25 protein-coding genes and 1 pseudogene are annotated in these 23,704 nt (G+C 72.2%); 10 read left to right on the top strand and 16 right to left on the bottom strand.

The features are described from left to right. Positions 1-207: 207 nt before the first annotated feature. The 7 genes and pseudogenes from GEV10_24430 to GEV10_24400 all read right to left on the bottom strand — a co-directional run bounded on the left by GEV10_24430 (position 208) and on the right by GEV10_24400 (position 7,042). Positions 208-591 carry a VOC family protein gene (locus GEV10_24430; GenBank protein MQA81592.1) on the bottom strand — a complete coding sequence of 128 codons (384 nt, stop codon included), beginning with the start codon at positions 589-591 and terminating at the stop codon, positions 208-210. 55 nt (positions 592-646) lie between these two features. Further along, positions 647-1,471 (bottom strand): ATP-binding cassette domain-containing protein, encoded by an 825-nt coding sequence (locus GEV10_24425; GenBank protein MQA81591.1) that lies wholly within the window; start codon positions 1,469-1,471, stop codon positions 647-649. Further along, entirely contained in the window at positions 1,468-2,445 is a 978-nt protein-coding gene (locus tag GEV10_24420; protein ID MQA81590.1) for an ATP-binding cassette domain-containing protein, read from the bottom strand. Before GEV10_24420 ends, GEV10_24425 begins: the two co-directional genes overlap by 4 nt. Beyond that, entirely contained in the window at positions 2,445-3,299 is an 855-nt protein-coding gene (locus GEV10_24415) for an ABC transporter permease subunit (protein ID MQA81589.1), read from the bottom strand. The genes GEV10_24420 and GEV10_24415 overlap by 1 nt, the downstream gene beginning before the upstream one ends. Further along, positions 3,296-4,246, bottom strand: a complete 951-nt coding sequence (locus GEV10_24410; GenBank protein ID MQA81588.1) for an ABC transporter permease subunit — start codon at positions 4,244-4,246, stop codon at positions 3,296-3,298. The genes GEV10_24415 and GEV10_24410 overlap by 4 nt, the downstream gene beginning before the upstream one ends. 3 nt (positions 4,247-4,249) lie before the next feature. Then, positions 4,250-5,871: pseudogene (locus tag GEV10_24405) on the bottom strand (ABC transporter substrate-binding protein). 31 nt (positions 5,872-5,902) lie between these two features. Next, a complete protein-coding gene (locus tag GEV10_24400; GenBank protein ID MQA81587.1) occupies positions 5,903-7,042 on the bottom strand; it encodes an acyl-coenzyme A--6-aminopenicillanic-acid-acyltransferase form in 1,140 nt (379 codons plus the stop codon). A 114-nt stretch (positions 7,043-7,156) separates the two neighbouring features. On the opposite strand from GEV10_24400, the gene GEV10_24395 reads away from it, so the two are divergent. The 3 genes from GEV10_24395 to GEV10_24385 are packed head-to-tail and all read left to right on the top strand — an operon-like array spanning position 7,157 to position 8,751. Then, positions 7,157-8,041, top strand: coding sequence for an SIS domain-containing protein (locus GEV10_24395; GenBank protein ID MQA81586.1), 885 nt, complete (start codon positions 7,157-7,159; stop codon positions 8,039-8,041). Between the two features lie 10 nt (positions 8,042-8,051). Beyond that, positions 8,052-8,315, top strand: coding sequence for a hypothetical protein (locus GEV10_24390; protein MQA81585.1), 264 nt, complete (start codon positions 8,052-8,054; stop codon positions 8,313-8,315). Between the two features lie 7 nt (positions 8,316-8,322). Further along, positions 8,323-8,751, top strand: coding sequence for a GNAT family N-acetyltransferase (locus GEV10_24385; protein ID MQA81584.1), 429 nt, complete (start codon positions 8,323-8,325; stop codon positions 8,749-8,751). Position 8,752: 1 nt separating this feature from the next. On the opposite strand, the gene GEV10_24380 is transcribed toward GEV10_24385, so the two are convergent. Both GEV10_24380 and GEV10_24375 read right to left on the bottom strand, forming a co-directional pair. Continuing rightward, entirely contained in the window at positions 8,753-10,024 is a 1,272-nt protein-coding gene (locus GEV10_24380) for a divalent metal cation transporter (protein MQA81583.1), read from the bottom strand. A 28-nt stretch (positions 10,025-10,052) separates the two neighbouring features. After that, positions 10,053-10,937 (bottom strand): hydrolase, encoded by an 885-nt coding sequence (locus GEV10_24375; GenBank protein ID MQA81582.1) that lies wholly within the window; start codon positions 10,935-10,937, stop codon positions 10,053-10,055. Between the two features lie 146 nt (positions 10,938-11,083). Between GEV10_24375 and GEV10_24370 the strand changes: the two genes are divergently transcribed. Next, the gene (locus tag GEV10_24370; protein ID MQA81581.1) at positions 11,084-11,791 is read left to right on the top strand and encodes an FCD domain-containing protein; all 708 of its coding nucleotides are present in this window, start codon (positions 11,084-11,086) and stop codon (positions 11,789-11,791) included. Here GEV10_24370 and GEV10_24365 read toward each other — a convergent pair. Together GEV10_24365 and GEV10_24360 are read right to left on the bottom strand one after the other, a co-directional pair. Further along, complete coding sequence (locus GEV10_24365) at positions 11,753-12,448, bottom strand: hypothetical protein (protein ID MQA81580.1); 696 nt, start codon at positions 12,446-12,448, stop codon at positions 11,753-11,755. The genes GEV10_24370 and GEV10_24365 overlap by 39 nt on opposite strands. Then, positions 12,442-13,296: a MarR family transcriptional regulator gene (locus GEV10_24360; GenBank protein ID MQA81579.1), complete on the bottom strand. Its 855-nt coding sequence runs from the start codon at positions 13,294-13,296 to the stop codon at positions 12,442-12,444. The genes GEV10_24365 and GEV10_24360 overlap by 7 nt, the downstream gene beginning before the upstream one ends. A gap of 108 nt (positions 13,297-13,404) precedes the next feature. On the opposite strand from GEV10_24360, the gene GEV10_24355 reads away from it, so the two are divergent. Next, positions 13,405-13,857: a hypothetical protein gene (locus tag GEV10_24355; protein MQA81578.1), complete on the top strand. Its 453-nt coding sequence runs from the start codon at positions 13,405-13,407 to the stop codon at positions 13,855-13,857. A gap of 3 nt (positions 13,858-13,860) precedes the next feature. On the opposite strand, the gene GEV10_24350 is transcribed toward GEV10_24355, so the two are convergent. Next, the gene (locus GEV10_24350) at positions 13,861-15,366 is read right to left on the bottom strand and encodes a serine hydrolase (protein ID MQA81577.1); all 1,506 of its coding nucleotides are present in this window, start codon (positions 15,364-15,366) and stop codon (positions 13,861-13,863) included. Continuing rightward, a complete protein-coding gene (locus GEV10_24345; protein ID MQA81576.1) occupies positions 15,363-15,863 on the bottom strand; it encodes a helix-turn-helix domain-containing protein in 501 nt (166 codons plus the stop codon). The genes GEV10_24350 and GEV10_24345 overlap by 4 nt, the downstream gene beginning before the upstream one ends. Positions 15,864-16,045: 182 nt before the next feature. Between GEV10_24345 and GEV10_24340 the strand changes: the two genes are divergently transcribed. After that, positions 16,046-17,350 (top strand): ankyrin repeat domain-containing protein, encoded by a 1,305-nt coding sequence (locus tag GEV10_24340; protein ID MQA81575.1) that lies wholly within the window; start codon positions 16,046-16,048, stop codon positions 17,348-17,350. A gap of 170 nt (positions 17,351-17,520) precedes the next feature. Here GEV10_24340 and GEV10_24335 read toward each other — a convergent pair whose 3' ends face one another. Together GEV10_24335 and GEV10_24330 are read right to left on the bottom strand one after the other, a co-directional pair. Beyond that, on the bottom strand, positions 17,521-17,814 hold the full coding sequence (locus GEV10_24335) for a metal-sensing transcriptional repressor (protein ID MQA81574.1): 294 nt from the start codon (positions 17,812-17,814) through the stop codon (positions 17,521-17,523). A gap of 41 nt (positions 17,815-17,855) precedes the next feature. Continuing rightward, the gene (locus GEV10_24330; GenBank protein MQA81573.1) at positions 17,856-19,103 is read right to left on the bottom strand and encodes an aminotransferase class I/II-fold pyridoxal phosphate-dependent enzyme; all 1,248 of its coding nucleotides are present in this window, start codon (positions 19,101-19,103) and stop codon (positions 17,856-17,858) included. 49 nt (positions 19,104-19,152) lie between these two features. Here GEV10_24330 and GEV10_24325 point away from each other — a divergent pair, with 49 nt between their 5' ends. From GEV10_24325 to GEV10_24310, 4 genes are all read left to right on the top strand, one after another. After that, the gene (locus tag GEV10_24325; protein ID MQA81572.1) at positions 19,153-20,205 is read left to right on the top strand and encodes a hypothetical protein; all 1,053 of its coding nucleotides are present in this window, start codon (positions 19,153-19,155) and stop codon (positions 20,203-20,205) included. A 53-nt stretch (positions 20,206-20,258) separates the two neighbouring features. After that, positions 20,259-20,759 (top strand): hypothetical protein, encoded by a 501-nt coding sequence (locus tag GEV10_24320; GenBank protein MQA81571.1) that lies wholly within the window; start codon positions 20,259-20,261, stop codon positions 20,757-20,759. A gap of 193 nt (positions 20,760-20,952) precedes the next feature. Next, on the top strand, positions 20,953-21,771 hold the full coding sequence (locus tag GEV10_24315) for a GlcNAc-PI de-N-acetylase (protein ID MQA81570.1): 819 nt from the start codon (positions 20,953-20,955) through the stop codon (positions 21,769-21,771). Between the two features lie 88 nt (positions 21,772-21,859). Next, a complete protein-coding gene (locus GEV10_24310) occupies positions 21,860-23,344 on the top strand; it encodes a hypothetical protein (protein MQA81569.1) in 1,485 nt (494 codons plus the stop codon). Positions 23,345-23,504: 160 nt separating this feature from the next. Here GEV10_24310 and GEV10_24305 read toward each other — a convergent pair. Further along, the coding region (locus tag GEV10_24305; GenBank protein MQA81568.1) for an isocitrate dehydrogenase (NADP(+)) at positions 23,505-23,704 on the bottom strand (200 nt) is incomplete at its 5' end.

Here is a 23,704-nt window from a genome sequence, read left to right as displayed (position 1 = left end):
GGCCTGACTCTTTACGCCGTCCTCCGCGAACTCCAGGCCCTACTCGGCGTCTGGACCGGCGCTTGCCGTCTCTGCCTGCAACCCGTCCTGCCACGCCCACCCACCCCCGCAGACTCGACATAACAAAGTACTACTAGTGTTCTGCCGACATGCGAGACGTGAGAACGCTGCTTGCCGGTGCCGCGCCGTAGTCAGGCTCGGCGTCCGTCAGGACCCGGCGTCCTCCGGCGGCAGCGGCGGGAGCACGCAGAACTCGTTGCCCTCGGGATCGGCGAGCACCACCCACCGCGACTCGCCCTGACCGATGTCGACCCGCTGCGCACCGAGGTCGAGCAACCGGTCGACCTCGGCGTCCTGGTCACCCGGACGCAGGTCGAAGTGGAGGCGGTTCTTCGTCATCTTCTCGTCCGGCGTGCGGACGAAGAGCAGGTCGGGCACCACGTCGCACAGCCCGCTGTCCTCGGGCGGCTCGACGACGGACTCGTGGTCGTTCTCGAAGGTCACGCGCCAGGTCATGGCACCCGCCCAGAACCTGGCGAGGCTCGCCGGGTCGTCGGAGTCGATGACGACGCACTGCATGCGAATACTCATGGCCGGAGTCTGTCCCTCCACGGCCGAAGTCGCCAATCGATAACCCGGTACGGGGCTAACCGGTGGCGGTGAGCTGGTCGCGGAGGGCGGCAACCTCGGTCGGGTCCCAGCCGGGGCGGGGGACCGATGCCAGCAGCAGGCGGGTGTACGGGTGCTCGGGCCTCGCGAGGACCTCGTCGCTGCGGCCGCGTTCGACGACGGCGCCGCGGTGCAGGACCACGATCTCGTCGGCGACGTGCTGGATCACCGCGAGGTCGTGGCTGACGAAGAGCTGCGCGACGCCCGACTCGCGGCGGACGTCGGCGAGCAGCTCGAGGATCTGGGCCTGGACCGACACGTCGAGCGCGGCCACCGCCTCGTCGAGGACGAGCAGGGCCGGGTTGACCGCCAGCGCACGTGCGATCGCGAGACGCTGCCGCTGACCGCCGCTGAGCTGGTGCGGCCGCGCGCGTGCCTCGCGGCTGCCGAGCCCGACGCTGTCGAGGAGCGCGGTGACCCTGGCCCGGTCTCCGCCGCCGTGGCGGCGCATCGCGCGGGTCACGCACTCGGTCGCGGACAGGCGCGGGTCGAGGGATCCGTACGGGTCCTGGAAGACCATCTGGATCTCCGCGGCGCGACGCATCCGCGCCGCCCGACCGCGCTCGCGGAGCGGCCGCACCGTGCCGCGTACGGCGATCGTGCCGGAGTCCGGGGTGGTCAGGCCGACGAGCATGCGGGCGATGGTCGTCTTGCCGGAGCCCGACTCCCCGACCAGGCCGAGGGTGCCGCCGGGCGGGATGCGGAACGAGACGTCGTCGACCGCCGTCACGGCGCGCTGCTCGCCGGGGATGCGGTACGTCTTGCGCAGGTCGCTCACCTCGAGGACGGGTTGGTCGCTCATGGCTGCTCACCCCCGGACGCGACCTCCGCGGGCTCGACCGCGCGGCGGCACCCCACGTGCCCGCCGCCGTCGATCGGCAGCAGCTCCGGCTGCCACTGCTCACACGCGTCCTCGGCACGAGGACAGCGGGGGACGAACGGGCAGCCGCCGAACGTATCGTCGAGTGACGGCGGCCGGCCGGGGATCGGGGTGAGCGGACGGCGATCGCCGAGGTCGGGCGCGCAGGCGAGCAGCCCCGCCGTGTACGGATGGCGCGGCGCGGCGAAGAGCCGGTCGGCGGTCTGCTCCTCCACGATCCTGCCCGCGTACATGACGTAGACCCGGTCGCAGTACGCGGCCGCGAGGTGCAGGTCGTGGGTGATGAACAGGACCCCGAGGCCGCGCTCGTGCTGCAGCGACCTGATGATCGCGAGGATCTCGGCCTGCGTCGTGACGTCGAGCGCACTCGTCGGCTCGTCCGCGAGGACGAGGTCGGGGTCGGCCATCAGCGCCGACGCGATGACCACGCGTTGGAGCATCCCGCCGGACAGCTCGTGCGGGAACTGCCTGAGCCGGCGTTCCGGGTAGCTCAGCCCAACGGCGGTGAGCAGCTCGACCGCCCGCGCGTACGCCTCGTGTCGCGGCCGCCGCAGCACCCGGGTCATCCGCTCGGTGAGATGGTCGCCGACGCGGCGGACGGGGTTCAGCGCAGCGCGCGGGTCCTGGTAGATCATCGACACGCGCGACGCCCGCAGCACGCGCAGCGGCGCGGGCCCCATCGCCAGGACGTCGTCGCCGTCGACGAGTACCCGGCCGCTCGTCTCGGCGTGCTCTGGCAGCAGCCGCAGCACCGCACGCGCCGTGGTCGACTTGCCCGACCCCGACTCGCCGACGAGCCCGACGACCTCGCCGCGCCCGACGTCCATCGACACGGAGTCGAGGACGGGACGCCCGGCGCCGGGAAGGCGCACACTCAGGCCGCTGACGGTGAGCATCAGGGCCCCTCCACGGATCGGGCACCGAGCCGGTCGGCGATGCGCACGCCCACCACGTTGAACGACACCACGACGAGCGCGATCGCCACGCCCGGCACGAGCGCGGGGTGGAACGCGCCCTGGATGATCGATGCCTGTCCCTCCTGCACCATCAGGCCCCAGTCGGAGCTGGGCGGCTGGGCACCGAAGCCGAGGTAGCTCAAGGTCGCAAGGCTCATCAGTCCCTCGCCGAACAGCACGACGAGGTAGCCGACGAGTGCGCGCGCCATGTTCGGCACGAGGTAGCGCACGCAGATCTCGAGGCCGCCGAGACCCTGGACCCGGTACGCATCGACGTACGGCTTGGCGCGCTCGGACCGCGCGATGCTGCGCGTGTACCTCGCGATCGTCGGCGCGAACGCCAGCCCGAGCGCGACCACCGCGGTGACCATGCCGTCGCCGAAGATCGCGATGACGAGGACGACGAAGAGCAGGCCGGGGAACGCATACATGACGTCGGTGAGGCGCGAGACGACGGCGTCGACCCAGCCGCCGCACCAGGCGGCGACGGTGCCGAGCGCGACGCCGAGCACCGAGGCCAGCGCGAGCAGCGCGAGCGGACCGAGCAGGCTGGTGCGCGCGCCGTAAAGGACCCTGGTCAGCAGGTCGCGACCCGACTGGTCGGCGCCGAACAGGTGCTCGGCCGTCGGCGGCGCGAGCGGGGCGCTCAGGTCGACCTGGTCCGGCTCGTACGGCGCGACCAGCGGGGCCAGCAGCGCCGCGAGCACCACGAGACCGAGGAACCCGAGCGCAAGCCACGACAGCCAGGGACGCCGCGAGACGCGCCTGGCGATCGGGGCGGCGAGGACGGTCATGGGCGTCCTCCCTCGGTCCTGACGCGCGGGTCGATGAGCGGGTGGACGAGGTCGACGACGGTGGTCACCACGATGTACGCGACGACCATGAGCAGCAGCACGGCCTGTGCGACGGGGAAGTCCTGGGTCTTGATGGCGTTGACGAGCAGCGAGCCGATGCCGCTCATGCCGAACGCGGTCTCGACCACCACCGTGCCGGCGAGCATGCCCGCCGTCAGCAGCCCGCACATCGTGACGATCGGCCCGAGCGCGTTGCGGAACACGTGCCGGCGGACCAGGAGGCCCTCGGCCATGCCCGTGCCGCGAGCCGCTTCGACGTGGTCGTGTCCCCACTGCTCCACCATGCTCTGCCGCGTCACCCGGCTCAGCACCGCGAGCGAGCCGAGCGCGAGCGTGAGCGCGGGCAGCGCGAGGTGGTACATCCGGCCGGCGAGTCCCTCACCCGCACCCGCGACGGGGAACCAGCCGAGCTGCACGCTGAACGCCGACACCAGCACGATCGCGGTCACGAACGACGGCACCGAGGCAGCGAGCGTGGTGCCCGCGACCACCGCGGCGTCGACCCGGCCACGGCGGACGGCGGCCAGTGCCCCGAGCGCCACCCCGAGGACGACCGACAGCATCGACGCGTACGCCACGAGCGACAACGTCGTCGGGAGGCGCGCCATCACCAGGTCGGCGACCTGGTCGCCGTACTGGAACGACCGGCCGAGGTCGCCCTGCAGGGCGTCGAAGAGCCACCGGCCGTACTGGACGAGGAACGGGTCGTCGAGGTGGTACTGCGCGCGCACCGCGGCGATGTTCGCCTCGGACAGGTTGTCGCGGCCGCCGACGAGGAACGCCACCGGGTCGCCCGGCGCGGCGTAGACCGCGCCGAAGATGGCGAACGACGTGGCCAGCAGCGTCAGCAGCGTGCCGGCCAGGCTGCGGACCAAACGGAGGGCCACCGGCTACGCCTTCCCGACGTCCACTGCCCACGGGTAGTAGAGGAAGGACATCGACGCGGGCGCCCCGCTCAGCTCCTTGCTGAGGACGAGCGTGGTAGGCACCTGGACCAGCGGCACCCACACCATGTCGGCCGCGAACTTCTCCTGGATCGAGACGACGAGCTTCGCGCGGGCGGCGTCGTCGCTCGTCTCCAACGCCTTCGCGACGAGCCGGTCGTACTCCTTGTCGCTGTACTTCACCCAGTTGTTCTCGTTGCCGGACACGGCGTTGTCGTAGAACCCGATCGGGTCGTTCTTGGAGATGTACCAGTTCTCCGGGACGACGTCGATGCCCTCGCGCGACTTCTCGTCGGTGAACAGGGCGCCGAACTCCGACGGCGGCACCGTCTTGATCTCCGCCTTCAGACCGATCTTCTGCGCCGCGTCGCGGACGGCGTTGGCGATCACGGAGCGGGCCTGGTCGCCGTCGCTCGCGATGACGACCGGCTCGGCCGGCGAGCCCGCCTCCTGCACGAGCTTCTTGGCCTCGTCGAGGTCCGCCGTGCTCGGACTCGCCGGCATGCCCGCGAGCCCGTCGTACGACGCCTTGAACGCCTTCTCCTCGTAACCCCAGGCACCCTCGCCGATGGCAGCCGCCAGGGCTGCGCGAACCCGCCGAAGCCCGACTTCACGATGCCGGCCCGGTCGACGGCGAGCGAGAGCGCCCGCCTGATCCGCTCATCCTTCATCGCGCCGTTGTCGGTGGGGATCAGCGAGAACGCCTCGGTCGTCGGGCCGTGGACGACCGCCAGCTGGTCGTTCTTGGTGAGCGGGGTGGCGGCCGCGGGCGAGCCGAGGTAGGTGCCGTCGGCCTCGCCGGTGGCCAGACTGTTCACCAGGGCGTTCTCGTCTGCCCAGCGGAACACGACCTCCTTCGTCAGCGCCTCGACGTCCTTGTCCCAGTACGCGTCGTACCGCGCGATGGTGAGGTCGGTGCCGGACCGCCACCGCTCCACCTGGTACGGCCCGGTGCAGCCGTCGTCGAACCCGGGAGTGCCGTAGTCCTTGCCCTGCGGTCTCAGGACGCGCTCCGACTGGATGATTCCGCCGTCGCCTGCCATCGACAGCTTGAACAGCGCGTTGGCCTTGCTGAACCTGACCGTCACCTCGCTCGGGCCGGTCTTCTCGATCGTGTCGACCTGGTCGAACTCGTCCGACTCGTCGGCGCCGGGCTTCGCGTGCCGCCGCAGGCTCCACACGACGTCGTCAGCCGTGAGCTTCGAGCCGTCGTGGAACGTGACGCCGTCGCGGATGGTGAGCACCATCGTCTTCGGGTCGGGCTCCTCGACCTTCTCCGCGAGCTGTGGCTTCACGCTGAGGTCGGGCTGCACCTGGAACAGCCGCTCGCACACGTTGCTCATCACCGTGTCGGCGTCGGTGCCGCCGCGGCCGTCGAGGTCGAGCGACTCCGGCTCCTCGGCGAGCAGCCATGTGACGGTGTCGACAGGTCCGCTCGCCTTGGCGGTGCGGTCGACGAGCTTCAGCTTGGTGACGTCCGGAGCCTTGGTCTGGTCGCCACCCGAGCAGGCGGCGGCGAGCCCGACCACGCCGGCGAGGGTGGCGGCCGTGACGAGACGAACGATCATTGGCCTGTTCTTCCTGGGTCGGCGACGGTCATCACTGACCGCCGGGTCCGTCGTAGATGTTCCAGGGCACGGACTCGTACTCGTGGTCGCAGGGCGTGCCCTCGGCGATGAGGTAGTCGCCCGTGGTGAGGTCGACGCAGTTCGACAGCAGGGTCGCCGACCGCTTCAGCGGCGGCTGCGCGGGATCGGGGTGGGTGCACAGCGACTCGGGGAAGCCGAGGTGATCGGTCATCGCCCCGTGGATCAGCTTGCGCGTCTCCGCCGAGCCCGACGCCGTACGGCACCTGCGGAGTCCTTCCGTCGCACGCGGCACGCGGTACAGCGAGTCGACCGAGGCCGGGCGGTACCTGTCCGCGAGCTGGGTCGGGCGGAACGCCTCGTAGTGGTTGCCGTGCACGAGCAGGCCGTCGGTGGGGTACATCCAGCCGTGCGCGGCCGGGGTCGTCTCGATGTCGATCGCGAAGCCGTCCCTGTGCGTCACCAGGGCGTTGCTCGCGATGTGCCCGTTCGACTTCACCAACGCGGCGAGCGCGTGGTCGAGCCGGGCGCTGTCGAGCACCCGGCGGCGGATCATCGTCTGCGGCACGCCGACGACGTCGTCGAACCGGCCGCCCAGGCCGTTGGCGTTGAGCGCGATGCCGGCCGAGTTGGCTCCCTGCCGGCCGACCTGCCCCGCCTCCACGTGCATCACCACGGTCGGCTTCGGCGGCTGGACGATGCGCAGCACCATGAGCGTGTCCTGCACACCGTGCCGCCAGTCCCAGTTCTGGCCGCAGTAGACGTGCCCGTCGCCCGAGGCCTCGTCGAGCAGCGCGAACGACGTGCAGCCGTCCCGCCTGTCGTCGTCGGCGAGCATGCCTGCGAACGTGCTGTCGTAGATGATCTCGCCACGGGCGTTGAGCGCCAGGACGTCGAGGAAGTCGAGCCCTGAACCGTCGGCGATCCCCTCCATCTCCTCGACGAGGTCGGGGGCGAAGGCGCGCGCGGGTGCGACCCACCGCTTCGCGCGCTCGGTGACGCCGTCCCACGCGAGGCCGGTGGACTCGCGGAACGCCTCGGCGTAGAACGCGTGCGCGCGGTGGATCCGCTCGCGCGCCGCCTCACCGTACTGGCGTCCACGGGTGCGCGGCTCGCCCGAGATCTCGACCGCCGGCAGGGATCGGAGGCTCATCCGGTCTCCTTCAGGAATGGCGCTGTAACATCGCTTCCAGTCAGCAGACAGAACTGTAACAATCACTACGGTGGAGTCAAGGGGGCTGACGTGGGGATGACGGACAACCCGGCGATGGAATCGCTGCAGGCGGCGGTCAACCGGATGTGGGACGAGCTGTCCCCCGCCGAACGCGCGGTCTGCCAGCACCTGTTGAAGGCGCCGCCCGAGCAGCTGCTCTACGCCCGCGCGCAGGAGCTTGGCGACATCAGCGGCACGAGCAGCGCGACCGTCATCCGGGCCGTGCAGCGCCTCGGCTACTCGGGGCTGCCCGGGCTCAAGCAGGAGATCGCCGAGACGTTCACCTCGGTCGTGGCTCCCGAGGTACGCCTGCGCCAGCGCATCGAGCGCGTCGGCGACGACATCGGCGCGATAGTCGACCAGGTCTTCGACGAGGCACTGGAACGCGTGGAGCACTGTCGTTCGCTCGTCGACCTGCCCGCCTACGGCACGGCGCTGTCGATACTCGCCGCCGCGAACGACGTCTTCGTCTACGGGGTCGGCGCTTCGGAGTCGGCCGCACGCCAGTTCGCCCTGAAGCTCAACCGCCTCGGCCGCCGCTCGCGGATCGTCACGAGCACGGGCTTCTCGCTCGCCGACGACCTCCTCCCGCTCGCCCAGGGCGACGCCGTCGTGGTGTTCTTCCCCAGCCGCCGCCTGCGCGAGTTCGAGGTGCTCACCGACCGGGCCCGCGCGGTCGGGGCCGGCACGATCCTCGTCAGCGACCGGCTCGCGAGGAAGCTGGCGAACCGGGTCGACGCCGCCCTCGCCGCACCGAACACGACGACGGGCATCACCAGCGAGTCGCTCACCGAGTTGATCGTCGGCGACGCCCTCGTCCAGGCGCTCGCGGCAGTCGACGAGAAGAGGTCCGTCACCGCGCGGCACGAGCTCACCGGCCTGCGCGACAAGCTGCTCGGCAAGGACGCCTCGACGAGCCGGCAGTCCCCCACCTCGTAAACTCGCGATCATGGAACTCAAGGCTGCCGCCAGGATCCTCATGGACGAGTCGACGGGCCACCCCGAGCTGCGACGCACCGCCCAGTACGTCCACGACGAGTACGCCGCCGGACGCACCGTCGAGCACGACACCCTGGTCGCCCTCCTCGGCGACGCGGCGGTCGCCGGGGTGCTCACCTCCTACCGCGAGCGTGATCCGCAGGGGCACGAGGACATGATCGTCACGCTTGTCCGCGAGGCCGACCGGGTCTCGCCCGATCCCGTCCTCGTCTGAGCCGGTGGTGGCCACCGCCCACGGCGAGTTCGAGTTCGACGACGACCGCGGTCGGGTCGACCGCGATGCACTGTGGTCCTTCCTCGCGGGTGAGGCGTACTGGGGACGGTGGCGGCGGCGCGACGACGTCGAGCGGCAGCTCGACTCCGCCTGGCGGGTCGTCGGCGTCTACGAGGCGGCGACGGGGCGTATGGTCGGCTTCGCCCGCGCCGTCTCGGACGGGGTGGCGCTCGCCTACCTCGCCGACCTCTACGTCAGCGCGGACGCGCGGGGACACGGCCTGGGCAAGGCGCTCGTCCAGGTGATGGTCGACGACGGTCCGGGCGCGGACTTCCGCTGGATGCTGCACACCTCCGACGCCCACGAGCTCTACGGGCGCTTCGGCTTCGCCCCTCCCGACCCGACCTACCTGGAGCGTCCGAGCCGTCGGGGATGAGTCAGGCGATCCCCAGCAGCTGTAGGGCGCCCAGCACCACGACGCCGAGGACCACCAGGACACCGAGGACGTTCGGCAGCGGGCCGTTGGTGTGCTCGCGCAGGACGTCGCGCCTGTTCATCACGATGATGAGGAACACCGCGAGCACCGGCAGGGTGAGTCCCGCGGCGTACTGCGTGATGAGGATGACGGCCACCGGCTTCGTGCCGAGGATGGTGAAGAGCGTGCCGACCACCACGACGGTCATCCAGACCGCGCGGAACCGCCAGCTCCGCAGGTCCCGCCCCCAGCCGAGCACGCCGCAGACGGCGTAGGCGGCACCCAGCGGCGCGGTGATCGCGCTCGTCAGACCGGCCGCCATGAAGCCGAGGCCGAAGAGGAGCTCCGCGCCGGAGCCGAGGATCGGCTCGAGCTGCCTGGCCATGTCGACCGCGTCCTCGACGGTGTCACCCTTGGCGAAGAACGCGGAGGCTCCCGTCGCCAGGATCGCGACCGTGATGAGACCACCCAGGCTGATCGACACCGCGGTGTCGGTCCTCGACTCGGACAGCGCCTGCCTGGTGGGTATCGACTCCGACCATTTCTCCTGCACCGACGCGGAGTGCAGGAACAGGTTGTACGGCACCACGGTGCTGCCGATGAGACCCACGAGGACGATCAGGGAGCCCGCGGGCACGGTCGGCACGACGAGGCCGCGCAGGAGCGCGCCGAGATCGGGCTTGACGATGACCGCCGTGATCAGGAAGACCGCGCTCATCAGCGCGACCAGGACCACGAGGGTACGTTCGATGATCTTGTACCTGCCGATGAAGAGCAGGGCGAACACCACCGCGCCGGCGATCAGCGCGGTGACCGTGTCGGGAATCCCGGTGACGATCGTGAGGCCCTGCGACGTGCCGGTGACGTTGCCCGTCTCGAACGAGAAGCCGCCCACCGCGATGGCGAGGAGGACGAGGAGTGCGACGACGACCTTCCAGACCGGGTTGGCGAACGCCCGGCGCAGGGCGTCGCCCAGACCCATCCGGCTCACGATCCCGAGGCGTGCCGTCATCTCCTGCAGGATGATCGTGGCGACGGTCGCGAACACCACCGACCACAGCACGACGAAGCCGTAGCTGGCTCCGGCCACGCTCGCCGTCGTCACCGACCCCGGGCCCATGAAGGCCGCCATGACGATGAGGCCGGGACCCATGGTCCGCAACCGGCCGCCGAAGCGCCTGCGCGGCTCGGCCTCCGTGGTGGCGGCCTGATCCTTCTTCGTGGGGTCGGACATGAGCTCCTCGCTTCATCGCGGAGGGGTGTCAGGAGACGTCGGCAACCCGATTGGTGAGCGTCCCCAGCCCGGTGATCTCCGCCTCGACGACGTCTCCTGGTGACAGGAACCGAGGCGGGTCGAAGCCGATGCCGACGCCGGCGGGGGTGCCCGTGGCGATCACGTCCCCCGGACGCAGCGTGATGCCCGCCGAGATCGTCGAGACGAGCGTGGGCACGTCGAAGATGAGGTCGCGGGTGTTGCCCTGCTGCCGCACCTCGCCGTTGACCCGGCATGTGACGGTGAGGTCCATGACGTCGACCTCGTCGGCGGAGACGGCCCACGGACCCATGGGGCAGAAGGTGTCGAGGGACTTGCCGATGAACCACTGGCGATGGGCGCGCTGCAGGTCGCGCGCGGTCACGTCGTTCACGATCGTGTAGCCCCAGACGTGCTCGCCGACCCGCTCCGCGGTGATGCCGCGGCCGCCCCTCCCGATGATCACGGCGAGCTCGATCTCGTAGTCGAGTGCCGTGGTCAGCCCGGGGTGCGGCTCGATCGCCGTGCCGGTGCCGACGACGCTGCCCGCGGACTTGGTGAAGACGATGGGGTGCTCGGGGATCTCGTCCGCGGGACCCTTGCCCGTGGCGTCGAACCCGCTCCGCGCGAACTCGCCCGAGTGGTCGCGGTAGTTCTTGCCGACGCACATGACGTCGCGCGGCGGACGGAAGGGCGCAAGCAGCGTCACCTCGCCGAGCGGTACGGCGTCGCCGAGGGTGAGCCGTGCGCCGACATCGTCCCAGCGCTCGACGATGCCGAGGACGTCGACCGCGCCACCGTCGACCGCCGCCGTCACGGGGCGGACCGTCCCGCTCCCCGCGTCGACGACACCCGGGCGTTCGCCGCCCTCGCCGAGGTAGGTGACGAGCCTCATCGCAGGCCTCCCGCGTGGCTGGACGATTCCGCTACCTATTGGTTGTGATCGATCCGATTGATCGACGGTAGCGCCGGGCCCGTGGCGGCGTCAATGCCGTCGCACCGTCGACGTGTCACGCGCGGCCGTCCGTATCATTGGTCGCAATGGTCGGACGACTCGGGACGGCACCACACGACGCGCCCCTCGGCGGCGAGCGACACGTCGTGGAGCTCGTCGAGGCCGAGATCAGTGCGCAGGGACTCGCCGTCGGAGAGCGCCTGCCGACCGAGCGCGAGCTCGTCGCCAGGTCCGGTCAGAACCGCACGACGGTGCGCCGCGCGCTGGAGCGCCTGGAGGCCGCGGGGCGGATCGTCCGGCACGTCGGACGCGGCACCTTCGTCGCGTCACCGCCGGCCGGCGACGGTCGCGAGCTGCCTCCCGTCGACGCCACCAGCCCCGCCGAGATCATGGAGGCGCGCCTGGTGCTCGAGCCGCTGCTCGTCTCGCTGGCGGCGAAGGCCGCGACGAGCGCCGACGTCACCGAGATCAAGCGCTGCGCGTCGGGCGGTGACCGTGCCGAGAGCCACGACGACTTCGAGGTCTGGGACGCGGCGTTCCACCGGGCCATCGCCGCGGCGACGCACAACACCCTGCTGGCGCGCTCGTACGACATGATCAACGCGGCACGCCAGGAACAGCCGCTGTGGGGCACCCTGAAGCGGCGCAGCTACTCGACGGCCCGTCGCGACGAGTACCGGCACGACCACCGCGAGATCGCCGCACTCCTCGCCGAACGCGACGCGCGCGGCTGCGCCGACGCGATGCGTACGCACCTACGCCGGGTGCGCGACCACCTGCTCGACGACGACTGACCCACGCGTCGGGAGCTCTCGCCCGGACGTCGAGATCCTGGCCAGCCAACCGTGGTCGTGGTCGACCCGGCCGAGCGCGTCCGCGAGCCAGTCGCCGGCGTCGGTGTCGAGCGACGGCAGCACCCGTGCGAAGTCCGCCTCGTCCTTGTCCCGCGTCCACTTCGCCTTGAACAGCAGGACGACCTCGGGCCGCAGGTAGGGGATGCCGTCGCCGGTGTGCCGCACGAGCCGCGCGTACGGCATGCGGATGGTCTCGTCGCGGCGGCAGATCCAGGTGTCGCCGTCGTGCGGTTCGCGGAACACGTCGAGGTGATAGACGCCCGTCGACGGATCCCGCAGCCAGGTCTGGTGGAGGAGATCGAACGCCGGGCTCTCCGGCGGCCACCGACGCCCGGCGCCGACGACGTCGAACTCGTACCCCGACAGCGCCTGCCTGACCTCGGCGAAGCCGGTCCCTGGCACCGCGATCTCGACGTCGTCGTGGGCGCGGGTCTGCTCGCCGAGGAAGAGGTCGACGGCCCAGCCCGCGACGACGCACCACGGCGCACGCAGGCCGGCGAGGCGGTCGGTCACCTCGCGTGGGTGCCACGGCTCCCACTGCGGATCGCCCAGCGTGAACCCACCGGGCGGGAGCCCGTCGTGGGGGTCGGTCACCAGCTCGAGGCCGACACGGCGGACGCCCCAGCGACCCGCTTCCTGCCCGCCTGCGGCCTGCTCGGTGGCGGGCCGGTGGCGAGGCAGCGACTCAGGTGCGCCGCTGCCGCCGCGACCTGCTGGCCCGCCCAGGTGAGCCTGCCGCGCAGCCGGTACGACGGCGCGGAGATGTTGATCGCCGCGACGATGCCGCCGCCGTGGTCACGTACGGGCGCGGCGGCGGCGACCGAGTCGGAGTCGGACTCGCGGTCGACGAACGCGAATCCGCGCTGCCTGGCACGGTGGAGCCTGCGCAGCAGGTCGTCGACGTCGGCCGGCGCGTTGGGGCCTAGGCCGTCGAAGGACGCGTACGCCAGCGCCTCGCGCACGTCGTCGTCGGAGTAGTCGAACATCAGGACGCGTCCGGTCGCGGTGCAGTGCAACGGAGACGTGCGGCCGACCCACCACACCGGCTCGACACCGCGCTGCGGGCTCTCGCAGTGGACGGTGAGTGCCTCGCGACCCCGCAGGACGGTGAGGTGGACGCGTTCCTCGACGACGTCGACCAGCCGGCGCATGACCGGCGGGGCCATCTCGCGCACGCGCTGGTCCCCCGCGCCCGCGGCGAGCGCGAACAGGCGCCACCCGAGCCGGTGCTGCCCGTCGGGCAGCCGGTCGACCAGGCCGACGTCGACGAGCGAGCGGAGCTGCCTGGACACGATGGACTTGTCCCGATGCAGGCGACGTGCGAGCTCGGACACTCCGACACCGTCGCGGCCGCTCCACCGGGGGTCGGCCAGTGCCTCGAGAGTCGCCATCAGGCGGGCGGCCGACGTCTTCTCGCTGTCCGTCATGAGCCGTCCCCTTGTCATTCGAGTAAGGTCGCCATGCTCACCATTAGGAGACCTCTATGACAACCAGCTGTTGCACTAGCCGCAACCGCACTGGGCACTGCCCGCGTCATCGCGGAGCATCGAGGTGTGCGACTTCCATGGCTACGCAAGCGTGACTCCGCGACCGGCTCGACCGACTGGCGACCGGCGACGACACCACCCGCGGCCGCGGCCCGTGCCGCTCACGACGAGATCCTCAGTATCGCCCGGTCGGGCGGCGGAGGAGCGTACGGGTATGCCGGCCTCCGGTCACCCGCGCAGGCGGCGGAGGTGCTCGGCCACCTCGCGCACCTGGCGCGCGACCTCGACCCCGTGCTGACCCAGGTCGACAGGTACCTGCGCCGCGAGGACACCGCGCAGCGGCTCGAATCCCTCGAGGGCCCGTTCGCGGGCGACGCCGGCGCGGCCGTGGGTACCTCGCACATGTGGCTCAGCGAGGCGGCGGTCGCCGCCGACAAGCTCCGCGAGGCGCTCGACAACGCGCAGATCGCGACGGGCGGACTCGCCCGTCCGGTGCACCGGACGACGCCCGCCCGCTAGCGGTCAGCCGGCGGCGCCGATCGCGAAGACCAGTCCGACGACGGCCCAGAACGCGGCGTCGACCCACCGGAACACGCGGTACTTCTCGTCGACCCAGCGCAGCCTCCGCCAGCGCACGGCCGCGACGAAGACACCCGCTCCGACCAGGGCGCTGCCGACCAGCCAGCCGGCGATCGACAGCGCACCGACGGCCGCGCCCGCGTACGTCACGGCGAAGAGGAACAGGCCGGATCCGGCCGCGCTGACGATGCGCGCACGGCTGGGCTCGCGGCGCCTGCTCGGGCGGACGCCGCCGAGAGCCGCGACGAGGAGTGCCGCACCGGCGAGCGGCGGGAACAGCAGGCCGATCCCTGCCGCGAGCGGTGACGCCGACCGCTCCTCGTCGGACTCGTCGATGCCGGTGAGCAGCTCGACGCCGACGGCGTCGACGTCGGCCGTGGTGTTGCTCAGCACGACGACGGTCCGCTCGCTCGCGCGGTCGAACCCGACGAACGTCGAGCAGCCACCCGACTCGCCGTTGTGCCAGACGATCGACCCGCCGCCCTTCTTCGCACTGGTCATCCACGCGTAGCCGATCCTGCTCTCGCCCGCCGGGTAGCGCGGCTTCGTCGCGTCGGAGCCCGGCGCCGTCCCGCGCATCACGGCGTCGACGTACGTCGCCATGTCGTCCGCCGTCGACCACACGCCCGCACCCGCGGGTGCGCTGCCGATGCCGATCCACGGCTGCACGTGCCGGCCGATCCCGTCGTGGCCCTCCGCGGCGCCCGCTGGGATCTCGACCCTGCTCCGCGGGACAGTGGTCTCCTGCAGGCCGACCGGGTCGAGCAACCTCTCACGCAGCAGCTCGGTGTACGGCACGCCGGCCTTCCCGGCCAGCACCTGGCCGAGGAACGCGAACCCGAGGTTGGAGTACGCGTACTCGCCCGGCGTGGGCCGCGGCGACGTCGCCGCCGAGTCGATGAGCTCCTCGGCGTCGGCGGCGGACCTGATGTCGACGCCGAAGACGGGATAGGTGAGCAGGTTCGCGAAGGTCTTGGGCACGAGCGGCATGACCGGCAGGCCGGACCGCTGGCTCGCGAGCTCGGCCAGCGTGACGTCGCCGACGCTGCCGCGCTTCCACTCCCGGTCGGGGAGGACGTCGCGCACCTTGTCATCGGGTTTCACGACGCCGTCCTCGACCATGTCGGCGAAGACCGACGCGGTCAGCGTCTTGGTGACCGAGCCGATCTCGAACGGCGTGCGCGAGGTGACTGCGGCACCGGTGCCGGTGTCGCCGAGACCGGCCCTGCGCACCCGACCGTTCTCCAGCAGCGCGACGGACATGCCCATCCGCTCGACGCCGTCGGTCGCCTCACGTACCTCGGCCGCCAGTGCCTTGTCGCCCGTCGTACTGTCGCCGAGATGCGCCGGCCACGGCGCCGACAGGACGCCTGCGCCGAGCGCCAGCACGACCGCGCCGGCGAACCAGCCGGCACGCGCCCGGGTGTCGGGTAGTGAACGGAACCTCAACGGTCTGCCCCCATCAGGATCACGAGCAGCGGCACCACCCGCTGCGGCGGTACCGAGTAGTGGCCACGCCCGGTGGACTTCAACCAGCCGGCGGAGACGAGCTGCCGCAGGTGGTGGTAGAGCTGGCCCGACGTGCCGAAGCGTTCGTCGGCCGACAGCTCGCTCGCGGTCCGCTTACCCGTGAGCACGTCCTGGACGAGGGACAGCCGCACCGGATGCGCCAGCGCCGCGAGGCTCGCGGCGAGCTCCGACCAGTCCTGCGCGAGCAGCTGGTCGAGGAGCTTCCCCTCCTGCCAGTCGAAGTGCTCGCCCTCGGCCGGCGTCACCGTGCCGGTGAACAGCAACGCGCCCGGCTCCTCGACCAGGCCCTTGAGCGTGTTGAGCGCCCAGAACTGGTCGTCCGCCGAGACCTCGGCGGGCGCCGCGCGCCGGCCCTCCAGCAGGTCGAGCCTGCGCTCGATCGCGCCGAGTCGTTCGGACGTCGTCTCCTTGGCCACGTTTTTACGCTACTACGTAATTACGTCCATCGTCCATCCGGTTCGGGAGCGGTATGCTCGGACTCCGCGCCAGCCGGGCGCGTCCTGTCCGCGGGGAAGGGACCATCCCACCGGCCGTACGACACCCTGCCGCAGGCGTACCTCGGCCCGGTGACGCGGACACGGGCAGCAGGAGGTCCGCCATGCCCACCCTTCCCGACCGCCCCTCGCTCGAGCACCTGCGCAAGCGGGCCAAGGCGCGGCGCCGCACGCAGTCGGTCGGCCTCGCGCAGGCCCAGCACCAGGTCGCCCGCGAGTACGGCTTCGCCAGCTGGCCGAGGCTCGTCCACCACGTGCAGTCCGTCCGGCTCGAGGGCGTCGAACGCGCCCTCGTCCTCGCCGACCCGGCCGCGCTCGCGGACCTGCTCGACTCGGACCCCGCCGCCGCGTCCCGCGAGATCGACGGGCTGCCGCCGTTGCTGGTGCTGCTTCGCCGCACGCTCGGCACGCCGGCCGACGTCCGCCGCTGCGCCGCACTGCTGCTCGACGCCGGCGCCGATCCCGACTCCCACTCCGTCGAGTGGGGCGGCGAGGGCCGGATGTCCGCGCTGTTCGACGCGGTCGAGCGCAGCGACCTCGCGCTGGCCCGGCTGCTCGTCGACCGCGGGGCGACGAGGGACGAGGACGCGTTCTACCATGCCTGCGAGCAGAGCGACACCGCGTTCCTCGGCCTGCTCGCCGCGCCCGGCTTCGAGCGTCTCGTCAACCACAAGCTCGACTTCGAGGACGCCGCCGGCCTGCGGTGGTTCCTCGACCGCGGGGTCGACGTCGACACGGAGCGCTGCCTCCACCACGCGGTCAGCCGCGGCCGCGGACTGCCGATCCTCATCATGCTGCTCGACGCGGGCGCGGACGTGAACCTGCCCTGGGACCGCTGGGACGTCGGCCGCCGGCCGCTCGCCCTCGCCGCCCGCTGCGGGCACCTCGCCGCGTACGACCTGCTCGCTTCCCGTGGCGCGACTGCGGAGCTCGACGCGGTCGACGCCGCGGTGCTCGCCGTCGCACGCGGCGAGTCGGCGGACCTGCCGGCGAGCCCGCCGCCTGTGAAGGGCACCGCGTCGCGCGACGACTACGGCTGGATCCTCGGCCAGTTCGCGCTGCTCGGACGTACGGACGTCGTGGCATCGCTGCTCGACGCCGGCATGGTCGTCGACACCAGGGGGTGGAGCAACTTCACCCCGCTCGACCAGGCGGCGATGCACGGGAGGACCGAGACCGTCGGGCTGTTGATCGCGCGGGGTGCCGACGTGCACGACGTCGCGTTCGACGACGAGCAGCCCACCCCGCTCGACTGCGCGATCTGGGGGCTGCGCAACAACCGTGCCGACGACGGCGACTACCCGGGGACGGTGGCGGCGCTGCTCGCGACAGGCGCGCCGACGCGCCTGTCGCCGCCGACCGGCGACGCGGCCGTCGACGCGCTGCTGACCCGCGCACTCGACGCCTGACCCGGGGTGCTCAACCGGCCGCTCGCCTCGCGGCTCCGACGAGCAGCGCGGCAACGAGGGCGACCACCCCGGCGGCCGCGACGGGCCTCGTCACCGGGACGCGGCAGGGCCGCGCCGTGCTCTACCGGCGCACGCCGCTCGGCGACGCGCTCGTCGCCGGCGCGAACGGCTCATGAGCGCACGAGACGGGCGATGGCCGCGGACGCCTCCTTCACCTTCGCCTCGGCGTCGTCGCCGCCCTTCGCGACCGCGTCGGCGACGCAGTGGGCGAGGTGCTCGTCGAGCAGGCCGAGCGCCACGGACTCCAGCGCGCGGGTCGCCGCGGACACCTGGGTGAGGACGTCGATGCAGTAGGTGTCGGACTCGACCATCCGCTGCAGGCCACGGACCTGGCCCTCGATGCGGCGCAGCCGCTTGAGGTGGTCGGCCTTGGTGTCGTGATAGCCCGGCTGCGAGGTGTCCATCTGATTTACATACCCCTAGGTGGTATCGAACGTCAAGTCGGTCAGCCGGACGTCACGGCCCGCAGTGCCGCGTCGAGGTCGGCGAGCGCCGCCGCGATCCACGGGAGCGACACCGGGTCGTCGGCGTTCAACGCGTCCCACCGCTGGTCGCCCTCGCCGTACAGGAGGCTCGTCGCGACCCGGAAGCGGAACGCCCGTGGGTCATCGCCGAACGCCTCGCCCGCGAGGACGCCCACGGCGTGGGTGTCGAGGAGGTGCTCGGCCAGCCGCGCGCCGGTGTCGACGCCCCTGGCCGCGAGCACCGGACGGACGACCTCGAGGTCGGGGTAGACGTAGAAGCACCCCTGCGGCGGACGGCACACGGCACCGGCGGCGGTGAACGTCTCGTGGACGGCGACGGAGACGCGCTGGTGCAGCCGCCTGCTGGCGGCGACGTGCGCGGTGACCTCGGCGGGTTCGCCGAGCACGTACGCGGCGGCGTCCTGCATCGGGGTCGCCAGGCTCGACCAGACCTCGCTGGCGACACCGACGATCTCGTCGCGTACCTCGGCGCCCCAATCGGTCGCGGGCACGCGGCTGAAGCCGATCCGCCAACCGCCGAGCGCCATGCTCTTGCTCAGCCCACTCGTGACGAACGTGCGGTCGGGCAGGAATGTCGCCGGGCCGGCGAACGTCTCGGGCGCGTACGTCAGGTCACGGTAGATCTCGTCGGAGACGACGACCAGGCCGTTGCGCTCGGCGACCTCGCACACCCGGCGGACCAGGTCGGCGCCGGCGAGGGTGCCTGTTGGGTTGTCGGGCAGCGTCAGCACCAGGATGCCGGGCTCCGCGCCGACGGCGCGTGCCGTGCGCAGCACCTCGTCGAGCCGGTCGGGGTCGGGCACGCCACCGGCCTCGGGTGGCACGGGCACGTCGATCACTCTCTTGCCGGCGAGTGCGGCCTGCGCGGCGTACGTCACCCACGAGGGCACCGGCAACACCACGTCGCCGCGCAGGACGGTGAGGAGGGCGTACAGCAGTGCCTTGCTCCCGGGCGCGAGGACGATCTGGTCGGCGTGCGTGGCGAGGCCGCGCCTGGTGAAGTAGCCCGCCGCGGCGTCGCGTGCCGCGAGGGAGCCGACGACGGGACCGTAGGCGTTGCCCGCGACCGCGCTGGACAGGACGTCGGCCACCGCCGGCAGGACGGGCAGTCCCGCCTCGCCGAAGCCGAGGTGGAGGACCTTCTCGCCGCGGGCACGGCGGGCCTGGATGCGCTCGTTGATCGCGAGCGTCGCGGAATGCGCTGCCACGGGTTCCTCCTCATAGGCTGTCGCCAGACGGGACGACAGGAGCGACGATATGCCAGCGCGAGCACGCGTCGACGAGGGAGAGCTCGCGGGACTCCACTGGCTGCGAGTGACCGGGGAACGCGACGCGGCCTTCCGCGCGCTCGGCGCCGCGGCGCGTGACGACATCCGTACGGTCCTCGACGTCGTGGCGGCGTCCGGCGGCTGGCTGGGCGGTCTCGCGGAGTCGCAAACCGACCGCCGCGACCGCGTCCTCGCCGCCACCCGCGAGCGCCACCCCGCGGCCGTCGCCGAGGCGACGGCACTCGCCGAGGGCGCCGGCGTCGACGCCGCCGTCGTGCTGCTCGCCAACCTGCGCGGCGATCTCGGCAGGCCGGACGGCACCGGCTGCTCCGACCTGGGCTGGCGCGGCACGCGCTCGTTCGTCGCGCACAACGAGGACGGCGGCACCGAGACCGCGCTGACGATCCTGAGCCTGCACGTCGACGGTGACCCGCCGGTCGCCGTGGAGTGGTACCCGGGTTTCCTCCCGTCCAACAGCTTCGTCGTCACCGGCCATGGGCTCACCTGGGGCATCGACCACCTGATGGCCGACTGGCCGGGCGCCGCACCAGGGCGCCACTTCGTCGCCAGGTCGCTGCAGCGCTGCACGGGCCTCGACCAGGCCGTCGCGTACCTCGCGGACAATCCGAGCGCCGGCGGCTTCGCGTACACGATCGGCGAGCTCGGCACCGGCCGCGTGGCGACCGTCGAGGCCGCGGCGGGCCGTACGGCGGCGGTGTACGCGGCGCGGGACCAACTGCTGTGGCACACCAACCACGTGAGGTACGTCGACACCGCGCAGACCTATGCGGCGCAGAACAGCCTCGACCGCGGCAAGGTGCTCGACGCCCTCGCTCCCCCGGCCACGGGTCCGGACACCGCCTGGCTCCTCGACATCCTCGCCAACACCTGCCTGCCCGACGGCGTGAACCAGCCGGACAACGGCCGCGGCCGCACCCTGTGCACCGCGGTCGTCGACCTGACCGGCCGCGAGGTCACGCTCCAGCCCGCGGACGGCACGCCGGCGACGCTCGCCGTCGACGCCCTCCTCGCCGGGCCGTAGGGGGCTGTGGACAACGCGCCGCCTCATCGGTGCTGCGGCGGCACACTACGGACATGACAGGGACGACAGCTCGCCCTGCGACGGGCGACCACCGGGATCGGGCCGACACGTTCCGGTCCGTACGACTCGACGACGGGGTGTGCGCCCGCCTCGACCGTTACGTCCGGAGCCATCCGGGCACCTCGGTCACCTCGATGACCAACGTGTTCGTCGACGAGGCGCTGCGCGCGTTCGAGCATCCGGGCATCGCCTTCAGGAACGCGCCCACCGGCCGGCGTGCCCTGCTGCTCGGCGGCCCCGACGTCTGGGAGGTCGTCGACACGTTCGCCGCGCTGTCGCGAGATAGCCGGAGGCAGTCAACACTGGGCGGCACGCGCGCCGGCGACGAGGACGACGAGACGCTCGTCCACGACACCGCCGAGGCGCTCGCCCTGACGGCGCGGCAGGTACGCGCGGCCCTGCGCTACTACGTGGCGTACCGCACCGAGGTCGACGACAGGATCGCCGTCCAGCACGAGGAGTCGGTGAACGGGAACGGGGCTCCACCCCGATGACGCACCGGCGGCTCCATGCAGCCGCGTCGTGTGCTTCAATACGTTGCGTGACCGGCATGCAGACGACCCACGCCGCGCCCATGGCGCCGCGTCTCGTCGCGTGCCTGTGTTGTCGTCGCTGACTGTCCCGGTCCCGTTCCGCCGCGCACGTCGCGGCACGGCCCCTCGGCCTCGATCCTCGAATGCGACGACGATGACCCTCTTCTTCCCCGCACCCGCGGCACCTGACACGACGACCGATCTGCGTGGAAGGACCATCGTGGTCCTCCACGCGCATCCCGACGACGAGGCGATCTTCACCGGCATCACCATCCGACGGCTGGCCGACGCCGGTGTCCGCGTGGTGCTGGTGACCGCCACCGCCGGCGAGCTCGGCGAGGTGCTCGTCCCCCTCCGCCCGGACGAGACCGTCGCACAGCGCCGGATCGCCGAGCTCGAGCGAGCGGCTGAGCTGCTCGGCGTGGAGCGGCTCGTACTCCTCGACCACCGCGACTCCGGCCTCGCCCAGGGCCCCGACGGCGCCGACCCCGGCGCACTCAGCCGGGCGGACGTGCCGGTCGCCGCGCGGCTGCTCGCCGACCTCGCCGTCGACGAGCGGGCCGAGGCGGTCGTGCACTACGACCCGCGTGGCATCTACGGTCACCCCGACCACGTCGCCGTCCACCGCATCGGTGCCCTGGCGGCCGAGCTCGCCGGCGTGCCCGCGTACGAGAGCACCGTCGACCGCGAGCACCTGCACTTCGCCGGGCCCGACGCCCACCTGATCCATGCCGCGTCGCGCGCGACCGCTGCGGCCTTCGGCCACGTCACCGCAGAGATCGGGCTCGCCGTCGGCGGGACGCCGCACGAACTCGCGGTCAAGCGTGCGGCCATCGCGGCGCACGCCAGCCAGGTGCGCCCGGACGCCGTCGCGCATCCGGCGTTCGACGACGCGTACCAGATGGAGTGGTACCTGCGCACCGGACCGGCCGGCGTCCTCGACCGGCTCGGCAACGTGCACGCCGTCGGGTAACGGTCCCGCTCGGCTGCCAACCTCGCGTCCTCCTCGGGAGTCGCTTACCCCACACGGTGCCTCGGCCGGGGGAAGCCAAGGAGGAACCATGAGGAGACAGGTTCTGCGGACAGGACTCGCGGTCCTCGCGATCGCCGTCACCGGACTGGCCTGGGCCATCGACGCGCCACCGGCGAGCGCCGAGCCCGAGTGCATGACGGGGAGCAACGACTTCAACCTCGACGGCCGGGTCGACGTCGCCGTCGGCATGCCGGGCGCCGCGGGCGGGACGGGCGCGGTGGAGGTCCGAGTCAGCGACGGTAGCGGCACCGCGATCCACCGGCTCGTTCCGCCGCAGGGCGAGGCGGGCGACCGTTTCGGCACCGCGCTGGCGGAGGTCGCCTCGTACGAGGGCAGCGACATCGAGCGCGGCACCTGCAGCCGACTCGTCGTCGGCGCACCCGGCCGTGACGTCGGCACCCTGAACGACGCCGGCGCGATCTTCGTGTACGACTGGGACGCGGACCAGGGCGAGTTCACGCTCTTCCACGAGTTCCGGCAGGGTGCGCAGGCGGTGCCCGGGCAGCCGCAGGTGGGCGCGGGCTTCGGCTCGGATCTCGCCTCACCGTTCCACGAGCCCGACATCGTCGGCTCCGTCGTCCGCCCGCTGTACGTCGGCGTCCCCGGATACGACCTCGCGGGACAGGCGGACGCGGGCGCGGTCGCCGAGCTCGTCCTGGGCAGCAGCCAGGTGCCGATCGTGGAGGAGGGCCAGCTCGTGACGCAGAACGTCGCGGGCGTGCCCGGCGCGTCGGAGACCAACGACAGGTTCGGTGCTGCTCTCGCCGTCTCCGGTGCGGACGTCTTCATCGGCGTGCCGGGCGAGAACAACTCCTCCGGCGGCGTCCTCGACTGGGACCCGAGTCCGGGAGCGACTGAGACGTTCGTGACCCAAAACACCGCGGGCGTCCCCGGCACTCCCGAGGCCGGCGACAGCTTCGGGGCCACGCTCTACTCGGCCACGGAGACGAGCCACAACGGCGGCGGCCACAACGTCCTCGCCGGTGCGCCCGGCGAGGCCATCGGCAGCGCCAAGGGTGCGGGTTCGGTCATCGTCTTCTGGTTCGACGGCACCTTCGCGCTGGGCGAGACGAAGGGCTTCAACCAGGACACCGCTGGAGTCGCCGGCGCCGCCGAGGCGGGTGACGCGTTCGGCTCCTCGCTCGGCACCTGGGGTGCGGCCGACTTCCTCGTGGGGGTTCCCGGCGAGGACATCGGCACGGTCAGGGACGCGGGCTCGGTCAGCGCGTTGCGTGGTGAACGCGCCTGGACCCAGGCGACCACCGGCATCCCGGGTGGGGTCGAGGCGGGCGACCGGTTCGGCCAGACCATCGGCAACGTCCGCGTGCCGTTCACCGGAGACGAGGACGACGTCTGGCTCGACGCACCGCTGATCGGCGTCCCCGGTGAGAACGCCGGCGCCGGTACCGTCCTGTCCGGCCTGCCCGGCCGGGGCGTCACCCCGGTGAACTGGGTCGCCGGCTCACCCGCCGCGGGCAACCGGTACGGACAGGCCCTCGGCTCCACCAACTAACCGTCGACGAGCGCGAGCGGCGTGGGTCGTCACCACCGTGAGGGGCACCCCCACCGTGCTCTGACCCGGTCGGGGTGCCCCTCACGGGTGCGGTTGTGGAGGTGGCGTCAGACACCGGTGCGGGCCCCCGCTCAGGTCGAGCGGGGGCCCGCGTCCTTCGTCACGCCGGCGGTGGCGGCGGTTCCGGAGCCGGTGGCGGCGGTTCCGGAGCCGGTGGCGGCGGCTCAGGTGCCGGTGGCGGCGGCTCAGGTGCCGGTGGCGGCGGAGCCGGAGCCGCAGGTGCGGGCTCAGGAGCCGGTGGCGGCGGAGCCGGCGCTGCGGGAGCCGGGTCGGCCGGCGGCGGCGCAGGAGCCGGCGGCG

This window comes from Streptosporangiales bacterium, from assembly GCA_009379955.1.
In the GTDB taxonomy this organism is placed as follows: Bacteria; Actinomycetota; Actinomycetes; order Streptosporangiales; family WHST01; genus WHST01.
Note: the sequence above shows the minus strand (reverse complement) of the source record. Positions and strands in the feature narration are given on the sequence as shown.